Origin of the sequence: Clostridium sp. AF34-10BH, from assembly GCF_003478095.1 — a bacterium.
GTDB classification, from domain to species: domain Bacteria; phylum Bacillota; class Clostridia; order Lachnospirales; family Lachnospiraceae; genus Acetatifactor; species Acetatifactor acetigignens.
Genome location: NZ_QUEC01000001.1, coordinates 152,781 through 164,419 on the forward strand (window position 1 = coordinate 152,781; position 11,639 = coordinate 164,419).

General features: G+C 44.8%; 10 protein-coding genes and 2 tRNA genes. 11 read left to right on the forward strand and 1 reads right to left on the reverse strand.

What is annotated here, in order from left to right; all coding sequences use genetic code 11:
- The first annotated feature begins 109 nt into the window (after nt 1-109).
- From DWZ61_RS00695 to DWZ61_RS00735, 9 genes are all read left to right on the forward strand, one after another.
- A complete protein-coding gene (locus DWZ61_RS00695) occupies nt 110-1,687 on the forward strand; it encodes an extracellular solute-binding protein (RefSeq protein WP_022312530.1) in 1,578 nt (525 codons plus the stop codon).
- A gap of 27 nt (nt 1,688-1,714) precedes the next feature.
- The gene (locus DWZ61_RS00700; protein WP_022312531.1) at nt 1,715-3,052 is read left to right on the forward strand and encodes a serine hydrolase domain-containing protein; all 1,338 of its coding nucleotides are present in this window, start codon (nt 1,715-1,717) and stop codon (nt 3,050-3,052) included.
- Between the two features lie 31 nt (nt 3,053-3,083).
- Nucleotides 3,084-4,034: an ABC transporter permease subunit gene (locus tag DWZ61_RS00705; protein WP_243026324.1), complete on the forward strand. Its 951-nt coding sequence runs from the start codon at nt 3,084-3,086 to the stop codon at nt 4,032-4,034.
- Nucleotides 4,031-4,870, forward strand: a complete 840-nt coding sequence (locus DWZ61_RS00710) for a carbohydrate ABC transporter permease (RefSeq protein WP_118537147.1) — start codon at nt 4,031-4,033, stop codon at nt 4,868-4,870. Before DWZ61_RS00705 ends, DWZ61_RS00710 begins: the two co-directional genes overlap by 4 nt.
- A gap of 187 nt (nt 4,871-5,057) precedes the next feature.
- Nucleotides 5,058-6,194 (forward strand): DUF3048 domain-containing protein, encoded by a 1,137-nt coding sequence (locus DWZ61_RS00715; protein ID WP_118537148.1) that lies wholly within the window; start codon nt 5,058-5,060, stop codon nt 6,192-6,194.
- Between the two features lie 284 nt (nt 6,195-6,478).
- On the forward strand, nt 6,479-7,861 hold the full coding sequence (locus tag DWZ61_RS00720) for an MATE family efflux transporter (protein ID WP_118537149.1): 1,383 nt from the start codon (nt 6,479-6,481) through the stop codon (nt 7,859-7,861).
- 8 nt (nt 7,862-7,869) lie between these two features.
- Nucleotides 7,870-9,069, forward strand: coding sequence for a DUF3810 domain-containing protein (locus DWZ61_RS00725; RefSeq protein WP_118537150.1), 1,200 nt, complete (start codon nt 7,870-7,872; stop codon nt 9,067-9,069).
- Between the two features lie 151 nt (nt 9,070-9,220).
- Nucleotides 9,221-9,293 (forward strand) — tRNA-Phe (locus DWZ61_RS00730).
- A 53-nt stretch (nt 9,294-9,346) separates the two neighbouring features.
- Nucleotides 9,347-9,417: transfer RNA gene (locus tag DWZ61_RS00735), tRNA-Gly, on the forward strand.
- 199 nt (nt 9,418-9,616) lie between these two features.
- Here DWZ61_RS00735 and dinD read toward each other — a convergent pair.
- Entirely contained in the window at nt 9,617-10,453 is an 837-nt protein-coding gene (gene dinD, locus DWZ61_RS00740) for a DNA damage-inducible protein D (protein WP_227064035.1), read from the reverse strand.
- A 52-nt stretch (nt 10,454-10,505) separates the two neighbouring features.
- On the opposite strand from dinD, the gene DWZ61_RS00745 reads away from it, so the two are divergent.
- On the forward strand, nt 10,506-10,847 hold the full coding sequence (locus tag DWZ61_RS00745; protein ID WP_118537246.1) for a transposase: 342 nt from the start codon (nt 10,506-10,508) through the stop codon (nt 10,845-10,847).
- The coding region (locus tag DWZ61_RS00750) for an IS3 family transposase (protein WP_227734092.1) at nt 10,844-11,639 on the forward strand (796 nt) is incomplete at its 3' end. The genes DWZ61_RS00745 and DWZ61_RS00750, both read left to right, overlap by 4 nt.

Below are 11,639 nucleotides of genomic sequence, written 5' to 3' on the forward strand. Positions count from 1 at the left end.
TTCCGGCGCCGAAGTGACAATAATCAACAAATCAAGCAGCAAAGAAACAAAACAAAATAAGAAACAAGAAACAACAGAGAAGATAACAGAATATGGACGGAGGTTATTTATGGTAAAGAAAAAGTTATTATCAGTCGCACTGGTTGCGGTTACCGTATGTTCCATGATATTTACAGGGTGTGGGAGCTCTGCGGAAAATACGGGAAATGATACAGGAAAGACAGATAGCGATGCACAGGCAGGAAATACTGCCGGGGATGTTGCAGATGTTGCAGATGATGTAGAGAAACCGGAAAAGATTACGATTATGGTAGACGGAACTTTCCAGGCGACATTGGCAGACGGTCAGGAAGAATGGGTCAATAAATGGGAAGAACTGACAGGAATCGAACTGGAAGTCATCCAACCGGATCACAATGCCTACTATGATGTGTTGGGACAGACCTTTGCCAGCGGACCGGAGAACTGGCCAGATGTCGTTATCCTTGGATCTTCCTATTATTCCGGATATGCGGGAGAGGGAGCTCTCTGGGATATGACGGATGCCTGGAACAATTCAGAGCTGAAGAAGAATCCCAACACGGATGTGAGTGTCGTAGAAGGCAATATGTTGGATGGACATCTGTACGGACTGGCACTTGGCGGAGGTGGCGGATGTATGACTTTCCTCAGAAAACAGTGGCTGGATAACTGTGGACTGGACATTCCGACGACGTATGAAGAGTATCTGGAAATGTTGGATGCTTTCAGCAACGGTGATCCGGATGGAGACGGTATCAATGGAAATACCATTGGTGTATCCGCAGCCGGATTTGTAGGAAATGAAGCTCCTTATACCAATTATCTGCCGGAATTCTATCAGGATGCATATCCTTCTTTCTATCAGGGAGAGGATGGCGTATGGAGAGATGGATTTACCGAGGATTCCATGAAGGAAGCGATCAAGAGATTACAGGATGCTTACAACAAGGGTTATATCGATAAGGAATCTCTGACGAATGCGACCAGCAACTGCCGTACCAAATTCATGGAAGGGGAGTTCGGAGCATTTACTTACTGGGCAGGCGGATGGTCTGATCAGCTGTCGGATGGACTGGCTGCGAATGGACAGGACAGCGAACTGGTATTTATGCCGCCTATCGCAGAGGTTGGAAAATACTGGCAGAGATGTGCACCGGTGTATGCGATTACTTCTTCCTGTAAGAATCCGGAAGGCGTATTCAAATATTTTCTGGAAAGCATTTTTGATGATGGAGACATGGAAACATTGTGGATCTATGGAGTAGAAGGCGTTCATTGGTCCAGACAGGCAGAAACAGTATGTGGCAATACGTATCAGGATGGAGAGTTCCATATGATGGAGATGCGTTCCCAGCCCGGAGTACAGTATACGACCATCATTATGGGAGATACCAATATCTGTCCGTTGACCGAGAGACTGGTTCCCGTAAAGAAATATACAGAGGAATCGATGGAAATCTTTAATGCCAATAACAAGACGGCACCTTTGCCGGTAACAACAGATATGATGAGCCAGTATAACGGCGATCTGACCAGCCTGAAGAACTCTATTATTGCGGACTGCGTGGTACAGGGTGTTTCTGTGGAAGAGGGATACAAGCGGTTTGAACAGGAAGGCGGAGCCGAATGGTCTCAGGCAATCGTAGATTCCCTGAATAATAAATAAAAAGGCGACAGCATGGGAGGTTATGGTATGGCAGCTAAAATGAGAGAACTGACGGAACAGAATATGCAGGAATTTGTAAAAGAAGTGGAAAAAAGAAAAATTCCTTTACACAGTGTGCTGATCGCACAACATGGGAACCTATTGTTTGAAAAATATTATGCACCCTATTGCCGTAATAAGTTGCAGAGAATGTTTTCTGTGACTAAAAGTTTTACTTCACTGGCAATCGGATTGCTGGAGCAGGAAGGGAAAATTTCCCTGCAGGATCCTATCTGTGATTATTTCCCGGAATATCTGCCCGGGAGAGTGCATCCTTGGCTGGCAGAGATGACGATAGAAAATATGTTGAAAATGCAGACATGTTACAATATGACAACTTATAACAAGACCAGCACAACGGAAAACTGGGTGAGGAGCTTTTTCCAGACAGAACCCACCCACAGACCCGGAACTCTCTTTATGTATGATACCTCATCCTCCCATGTGCTCTGTGCGCTGGTAGAAAAACTGACCGGTGAAAAGATGCTGGATTACCTGAAAGAAAAGTTGCTGCGCCAGAATGGCTTCAGCGAGGAGTCTTATATCATAGAGGATCCCTTTGGAACCTCTATGGGAGGGAGTGGCCTGATGGCTACTCCCGAGGATCTGCTGCGTACCGGCTGTATGCTGTTAAAGCAGGAAAAGGGATCCTATGCAGCGAGAGCGACAGAACCGAGAACGGCAACACAGCTTGATGGCGATGATCGCTGGTATGGATATCAGTTCTGGATCCCGATGGAGGGGACTTTTGCAATGCTGGGGCTGGGCGGTCAGATAATGCTGGCAGTTCCGGAAATGGATCTCGTCGTTGTAACGACAGCAGATACACAGGGTATGGGCGGAGCCGAGCAGATGATACTTGCCGCAGTGAGAGAAGTGCTGCTGAAGGATTGTTTCCCGGAAAACGATGTGGAGAAAACAACGTTGCCTGTGCTGCGTACGGTATTTGAAGGAAAACCTTGTGCAGATTTCGGGAAAAAATATCCGCTGCTCCGAAATAAGTATGGATTTACATGGTGTGGTGTGACTTTTTCCGATGCGGATCAAAAAGGAGTACTCTCGTATGAAATAGAAGGAAGAGAATGTCAGCTTCCCTTTGGAATCGGACATCTGGAAGAGGGAGAGTTCCCTATATACAAGGAGAAATGTGCTTCATCCGGAGCCTGGATGGATCAAAATACGCTGTTTATCTTCTGCTGGCTGATCGGAGAAAGTGTTGCATCCATCCGCATCCGTCTCTATTTCTCAGAGGATGGACTGACCATACATATGAATAAAACAGAAGAGACAAAGTACAACGAATATATGGGATTTTTGAATAGCTGATATAGAGTAGCCGGAACGGAGGGTAAACGTTGTGAAAGAGAAAGGAAAAACTTTGCCTAAGAGGACACCTGGGGGAACCGCGTTCAAGCACGCCCGTGCATATCGGGGAGTCTATCTGATGGCGACACCGGTATTGGTGGCAGCATTGATATTTTATTATCTTCCTATGTTTGGTATCCGTTATGCCTTTTTTACATATAAAGGAATCAATGATCCGATCTTTGTAGGAATGAAGCATTTTGTAAAAATGTTCAGTATGCCGGGGTTTTGGAAGGCGTTCAGCAATACGCTGGTGCTGAGTATTACAAAGCTGATTTTGAATACCGGTGCGGCAGTTATTATTTCGGTATTATTGAATGAATTGATTTTTTTAAAGTTGAAAAAGGTATTTCAGACAATTGTATACATTCCGCATTTTATGTCCTGGGTAGTGGCAGCATCCATATTTTCCATGATCCTGTCTCCGACATCTGCGGGATTGGTCAATGATGTCCTGATGAAATTACACTTGATCACGGATAATATATATTTCCTCGGAGACCAGAAATGGTGGAGATTTTCGTATTACATAATTAATGTCTGGAAAGATACAGGCTGGGGAACGATTATTTTCATGGCAACGCTGGCGGGAATCAGTCCGGAATTGTATGAAGCAGCGTCGATGGATGGGGCAAACCGTTTCCAGAAGATGATCTATATTACCCTGCCTGCGTTGAATAATACAATCGTGACGGTACTTGTATTGAATCTGGCGAAAGTTATGAATTTGTTTGAGTCAGTTTTCGTATTACAGAATGATGCCGTTATCAAGGTATCGGATGTATTGCAGACTTATATCTATACGCAGACATTTAACTCCGGTGCAATTCCGGATTATGGGTATACGACAGCGGTCGGTATGTTTTCCTCTATTATAAGCTGTATTCTGGTACTGGTATGTAACAGGGTAAGCCATAAGACGAGAGGAAGAGGTATTGTATGATGAAAAAGAAAGTGAAAATTTTTGATATCGTATTGATCGTAATATTTACAGTATTTTCGCTGGTGATGATCATCCCGGTATATAAAGTACTGGTGGACTCTTTTGATCTGAAGACGGCTTATGGCATGAAGTTGTTTCCTGAGCAGTTCGGGTTCGCAGGGTATAAATCAATTTTTACCAATCCGACGATGCTCAGACCATTCCTGATTTCCTGTTACACAACGGTTATGGGAACGATCATGGGATTGCTGATCTCAGTACTTGGGGCGTATGTGCTGATTCAGTGGAAGATGCCGGGGCGGGCATTTATTGCCAATGTGCTGTTGTTTACCATGATATTTAACGGAGGTATGATCCCGACTTATCTGGTAATGAAGGACTTCCATCTGACAAACAACTTGTGGGGAGTGATCCTGCTGCCGGCAATCAATGTATATAATCTGGTGCTGATGAAGAATTTCTTTGAGGGAATTCCGGTCAGCCTGATGGAATCCGCAGAGATTGATGGTTGCTCTCATTTTAAAATTTTGTATAAAATCGTATTGCCGTTGTCGAAGGCTGCACTGGCTTCCATCGGACTGATGTATGCCGTGGGATACTGGAATGATTACACGAACTATAAGCTGTATATCACGAATTCAAATTTATATAACTTCCAGATGAAACTGCGGGCATTGATCATGGGAAGTGATCTGCCGTCTGCGGTAGAAGGAGCTACGGAAAATACAGTAAAAAATGCAGCAGTCATCGTAGCAATTCTGCCGTTTATGATCATTTATCCATTCTGCCAGAAATATTTTGTACAGGGAGTAAATATCGGGGCTGTAAAAGAATAATAAGTAATAATTATAGAAAGCAAAAATGACATCAGCATACAACTGCCAGATGTCATTTTTTGCGAAATAAAATCTCAAGAAAATCTTAAGAATTTTCGGTGGACAAACATAGGACTTTAGGGATACAATGTATTTTAGAGTGCCGGTCGAGAGACCGGATAGAACAAACAGATGAAAGGAAGCATTCATGAAAAAGAAAGTACTTGCAGCAATTTTAATTGCAGTAGGCGTTCTGACCGGCTGTGGAAACAGTGAGCCGATCTCTTCTCCGATCCAGACCGTAGAAGCAGAGCCTATTGCTACCGATACCAAGGAGGTAGAGCAGCCTGCCACAACTGAGTCTTCCGCGGATGAAGTTGCACCGGAGCACTCCTATCGCAGCGAACTTACCAACGAGTGGATCGATGAGGATCTGAAGGATCAGCGTCCTATCGCGGTAATGGTAGATAACGAGAGAACCGCACTGCCTCATTTCGGCACCGCAGATGCAGATGTTGTATATGAGATCATGAACAGTACTCTGAACGACAGAATTACACGTTTCATGGTAGTCGTAAAGGACTGGGAGAAGATCGAGCAGCTGGGTAGTATTCGTAGTGCACGTCCTACCAACTTCATGCTGGCAGCTGAGTGGAACGCAGTTCTCTGCCATGATGGTGGCCCTTACTTCATCAATGACTGGGTAGCAAAAGATTATTCCGCTAACTTCAGTGGTGGTTTCGCCCGTTTCAACAATGGTAAGGCAACTGAGTTTACCGAGTATATTACTTATGATACCTATACCAACAGCCAGAAGGGCAAGACCTATGACGGTCTGAAGCAGCGTTTTGCAAATTCCAAGTATACCACTACTTACAATGATTACTATCAGGGACCTCACTTCAAATTTGCAGACGGAGAAGTTACCTTTGATGATAGAAGTGATGCTATCAGCGCTACTACCATTGAGCTTCCTTTCAAGCACAACGGTTCTACTCTGAAGTACAACGAAGAGACCGGAACCTATGATTACTATGAGTATGGTTCTGCACACAAGGATGCTGACAGCAATGCACAGCTCACTTTCGAGAACGTTATTCTGCAGGATACCACTTTTGCAGAACTGGGTGAAGGCTACCTGATCTACAATGCCATCGACTCCGGACGCTCCGGTTACTACATTACTCAGGGTAAGGCTATCGAAGTTACCTGGACCAAGTCTTCCGAGAATGCTATCACACATTACTATGATGCGAAGACCGGTGAGGAGATCCAGATCAATACCGGTAAGACCTATATCTCTCTGATCCCCAGCGATGGTTGGAGCAGCCTTGTAATCAAATAAGTCTGACCATGACTTCAGAATTAAGAAAAAGATCCCTTCCGCAGGCAGATGCTGTGGGAGGTTTTTTTTGCGTATACGATGAGCCAAGTACTGATTTGTGCCTGCACAAGAATCTGCATTGCCGTCTGGCGATGCGCCTTTCCATGATGTAAATAAAAAAGATAATAAAAAAGTGTTTTAATACATATAACCCTAAAATCTCCGTGGAAACCACTGAAAAATTGACGTATAATACGACTTAGATTTGGAAAGACATAGATAAGAACAACTTAGGAGTGATGGCGATGAAAACGGCTAAAAAATATAATCCGGATCTGATATTGCACGGAAATCTGATCAGAGCGATCCTGTCTCTGGCAATTCCCGTAGTGATTAACAGCTTCCTGCAGACGATGTATAACCTGACGGATACTTACTGGCTGGGAAAAATTGGAACAGAGCAGCTGGCGGCAATCAATCTTGTGACACCGATGCAGAATATTATTACGAATTTCGGCAGCGGCATCACTGTGGCCGGTGCAGTCCTCATTGCGCAGTATATCGGTGCCGGGGAAAAAGAGGATGCCAGATCCATGGCAAATCAGATATTTGCCTGTGCCATGGGATTTGCCGTGGTCTGTGCCACACTGTGTTTTCTGGGAACACCCGCTATCATCAACTGGCTGGGAGCTGACGGAGGAACTGCATATTATGCAAGAGTTTATCTGCGGGTGGTCATCTGGGATATGCCCTTTTTATATATGGTCAACATTTTTTCCGCAGTACATCAGGCACAGGGAGATACGGTGCGCCCCATGTTCCTTAATCTGGGAGGTATTACGCTGAATCTGTTCCTGGATCCGTTTTTCATGATCATCCTGGATCTGGGAACTGCCGGTGCAGCACTGGCTACGCTATTGGCGAAAGCGATTCCGGCCATGGTGGCTTTCGGACTTCTGTGCAGACAGGAAAATGATATCTGCCTGAACCGTGCGTACATGCGATTACAGAGGGAAAAACTGGGAATGATCCTTAAGATCGGTCTGCCTACCGCTATCGGCGGAAGTACCATGCAGCTGGGATTTCTGCTGATGAGTAAAAACGTGTTTGTCTACGGGACGGAAGCCATGGCGGCTTACGGTATTGGCAACAAGGTGAATGGACTGATCACGCTACCCTCCAATGCCATTGGTTCGGCAACGGCCACTATCGTGGGGCAGAATATGGGAGCAAAGCAGCAGGACCGTGCGGAGAAGGGATATCGGTTTTCCATGTGGATATCGGTTGTATTTTTGTTCATAGGTGGTATGATCTTATCAAGAGATATGATTTCCACGGCAATTGTCGGAATCTTTTCCAAGGATGCGGAAGTTGTGGGCATGGCGGCAGACTTTTTAAGTGTTATGGCATTCTGGTGCTTTACCAATGGCGTATACAATACGACCTCCGGTTTGTTCCAGGGAACCGGCCATACGGAGGTGACCATGGCCATCGATGTGACCAGATTGTGGGTATTCCGTTTCCTGACACTGTGGTTCTGCGAGAGCGTCCTGCATATGGGCGTGCGCAGTGTCTGGTATTCCGTGGTGATCAGTAATGGCATTTCTGCGTTGATCCTGTATGTTTTGTACCGCTGTGGCATCTGGAAGAAGACCAGGATCAAGGTGGGAAAAGAGGAAGCCACTTAAGGAGTACTATGGAGAATAAGAAATCCCATAAGAAAAGTTTTCGAATTTATTTAAGCATCGTTGCAGTTCTTTTACTGCTTCAGGTCGTTGCCTGGAGCAGCAGAAGCCTCAGCGATGCTTATATTGATTATATTTTCCCAATCTGGGTCAATACCTACGGAAGGATTACAGGGTTGTTTCCCTTTTCCGTGGGCGAATGGTTGATTGTGGCAGGGATTCTGGTGGTGCTTGCTGCGGTTGTGCTGGGATGCAGTTTGCTGATTCCGGCGTGCAGACATTCGGAAAAGTACTGCCGGGGAGTGAAGGGATATTTTGGTTTTTTTGCATGGACGTTGCTTGCCGTATTTGCCATTATGACGCTGAATTGTACCATGATCTATCATGGGTCTACATTTTCGGAGAAATATTTCGGTGAAGAGGAAGCGCAGGAGCAGACAACACAGGAACGAACGGAGGAACTGCTTCGGATCTACAATGATATCGTCCGGCACTGTAATGAGCTCAGTGAGGTCATGGAACGGGATGACAGTGGTGCCGTGGTGTACTCGGGTGGTGTGGACAGCCGGGGTAATGCGGTGGATATGGAGGATAAAGCCATCGATGTGATGCAGAGCCTGGGGAAAAGGTATGACCAGCTGGATGGTTATTATCCCCGGCCGAAGGCTATGTTTTTCTCGGATTTCATGTGTCAGATGTATATGTGTGGCTATTATTTCCCGTTTTCCATGGAGGCAAATTACAATGATGTCATGTACATCATGGAAAAACCGGCAACCATGTGTCATGAGCTGGCTCACATCCGGGGGTATATCTATGAGGATGAGGCGAATTTTATTGCATTTCTGGCCTGCGTAGAGTCGGATGACAGTACTTTTCAATATGCGGGTTACTTAAGTGTGCTGAATTATGTGGCAAACGATCTGTATAAGACTAGACTGGCGGATCCGGACAGCTATGCGGCGGCCAGAGAGGCGGTACATCCGTTACAGGTATTACAGCAGGTGCAGGAGGACAATATCTTTGTCACAGAAGAGCAATGGGAGAGAATCAACGGAAAAGCTGTGGTGAATACGGAGACGGTGGACAGTGTTTCAGATACCCTGACCAATGCTTCACTGAAATTGAATGGTGTTTCGGATGGCATGATCAGCTACAACCGGGTGGTGGAGCTTTTACTGCAATGGTACGGGGAAAAAGAGGAGTTTTAACCGTATCATTTGTAGGAGATAGAGGAATAATTGCAAAAATTTAAAATTTTTTTGATAAGGTACTTGACATTTGGACGAAATTTGTGTAGACTACGATTGTTGTGACGCAGAGCAGTCATGAAACAAGATTGCAAGTAGGATTAAGTCGCGGGCCCAGATAGCTCAGTTGGTAGAGCAGAGGACTGAAAATCCTCGTGTCACTGGTTCGATTCCGGTTCTGGGCATTTTCGCAGGACACCATTTCTTAAAATGGCCGCCCTGCTTCATATATAAACATGCGGGTGTAGTTCAATGGTAGAACACCAGCCTTCCAAGCTGGATACGTGGGTTCGATTCCCATCACCCGCTCTAAAAACCCTTGATTTTTCAAGGGTTTTTAATTTTCATGTTGCATCCATTCCAAAAAGGTACGTCGATTCTCTTTAGTATCCTTTTTATCAAACAAAAGTCTCCAGGCATTATATTTTTCATAATTAAAAACTTGTTCAAGGTGATTTATCGGTTTGCCCGGTAATCAGCGCTGGTGTTGGTGCACTGGGCTGATTTTTTATTTCAATTTTTTCTTTTGCTCTCTCTCTAATTGCTGAATACTTTTTTCCGGTGTAGGCAAATCTTCCGGCATTGTGCCACCAAGATCTTTAATGGTGTCACGCACCTTTTTACCAACCTCAAAGTGGGTTTTATTCGCTTCCTGTTTGCCTTGAATATTTTCACGGCGGAGTTTTGCTTCCGTCTGAGTAGCACGGAAGAGGTTGGCAGCTAATTCTTCATATCCCATGTAATCGAGTATGTCTTGTGATTTCTTTAAGCCTTTACGCTCCTTTATATCGCTAGCCTTTAAACCACCATATAGTCCCATATATCCGTAATTTTGAAATATAGCATAATCCAGGGTAGTTTCAACACCAGCATCCTTGGCAGCAGCTACTAACATTTTATTATGCTCTTTCATTTCCTGCCGGATGGCGATACGTTTTTGATCTTCGGAAAGATTTTCATAATTTTCAATTAGTTCTTGCTGTCTGGTTTTTACTGCAAAGTAGGTTTGTCCAAGTGCAATAACCTTTTTTCGAGGATCACCATTTTGCACAATAAGATAACAAGCATATCGTGAAAGTTGAATATCTCCGATATCCTTACTGGTGGCACCAGCATTTACGATTTTGTTGACGTCAACAAAATGGTCAGATACCGCGTTATTACTACCTCGGCAGGCTTCTTTTGCCTTTTCAATAACCTTGCAAAAGTTTCTCCACTCAGTATATTCCAGAGCGATTTGTAAATCTCTGGCATACCAAAATTCTTGCCCGTATTTATTTACATGACGAATAGATTCAAATAGTGACTCGGTATAATTATGATGTTGTATAAATAAAGTTGACACCTTATTCTCAAGGAATTCATGTATAATAAAAGAGAATAAGGAGGAACTCTCAATGTCACGAACCCAACGTAAATACGACCAGGAATATAAGATCCAGGCTGTCAAACTTGCCAAAGAAATCGGCGGTGCTAAGGCAGCCAAAGAATTAGGTATCCCAGAAGGAACCATCCACACATGGCTGAAAGCAGTTAGAGCAGGCACATTGGATATTGGCGACGGTGCACATACTCCGGAAAGCGCGATGAGTCTTGCTGAGGAGCTTGTCATGCTCCGCAAACGCGTTAAAGATCAGGACAAAGAAATCCGGCGTCTGAAAGAGGAAAATGAATTTCTCGAGGAAGCAAGCGCTTTTTTCGCAGCCAGCCGTCGGAAGTCAGCAAGAACCAAAGAATGATGTTCATTGCCATAAAAACGAAAGACGGCGTGATTAAGGGAAAACTCTCATTCTATTGCCGGATGCTTGGCGTCAGCCGCCAGGGTTTCTACAAATATCTTGCTATTAAAGATCGCCCTTGGAAATATCAGGATCTTGCTGATGCCATGAGAGTGATCCATGCTGAGGATGAATGCAATGATACCTATGGACGTATTCGCATGTACCAAGCACTGCTCCTTAAGAATCCGACGGGAATCAAGATCCCCAGTGAACGAACCGTTTACAGGGTTATGGATGAAATAGGACTTGTCCATCGGCCAAAGCGCAAGCCAAATGGCATTACCAAGGCTGATCGGGAAGCACGTAAGTCAGATGATCTTCTGAAGAGAGAGTTCAAGGCTGATAAGCCACTTGAAAAATGCGTAACTGATATCACAGAAATCAAGGCAAAAGATGGAAAACTGTATGTTTCAGCCATCTTCGACTGCTTTGATTCCAGCGTTCTGGGACTGGCAATGGAAACAAACATGAAGGCAACTCTGTGTGAGCATACACTGGATAATGCCTATCTGGCGCATCCTGATCTGCGAGGTGCCATTGTGCACTCCGACAGAGGAAGACAATATACCAGTGAAACCTACCGTCAGGCGCTTTCTAAATATGGCATTATACAAAGCATGAACAGTGATGGTGGCAGGTGCCACGATAATGCTCGATGTGAAAGCATGTGGGCCAGAATGAAAAGCGAGCTTCTCTATGACCGCTACAATACGGAAAGCCTGACCACGGATGAGCTGAGAGTTCTTATTT

Bases quoted from the DNA above. Each gene is read 5' to 3' on its own strand.
- DWZ61_RS00695 (WP_022312530.1), top strand. From the start codon at position 110: ATGGTAAAGAAAAAGTTATTATCAGTCGCACTGGTTGCGGTTACCGTA.
- DWZ61_RS00700 (WP_022312531.1), top strand. From the start codon at position 1,715: ATGGCAGCTAAAATGAGAGAACTGACGGAACAGAATATGCAGGAATTT.
- DWZ61_RS00710 (WP_118537147.1), top strand. From the start codon at position 4,031: ATGATGAAAAAGAAAGTGAAAATTTTTGATATCGTATTGATCGTAATA.
- DWZ61_RS00715 (WP_118537148.1), top strand. From the start codon at position 5,058: ATGAAAAAGAAAGTACTTGCAGCAATTTTAATTGCAGTAGGCGTTCTG.
- DWZ61_RS00720 (WP_118537149.1), top strand. From the start codon at position 6,479: ATGAAAACGGCTAAAAAATATAATCCGGATCTGATATTGCACGGAAAT.
- DWZ61_RS00725 (WP_118537150.1), top strand. From the start codon at position 7,870: ATGGAGAATAAGAAATCCCATAAGAAAAGTTTTCGAATTTATTTAAGC.
- DWZ61_RS00745 (WP_118537246.1), top strand. From the start codon at position 10,506: ATGTCACGAACCCAACGTAAATACGACCAGGAATATAAGATCCAGGCT.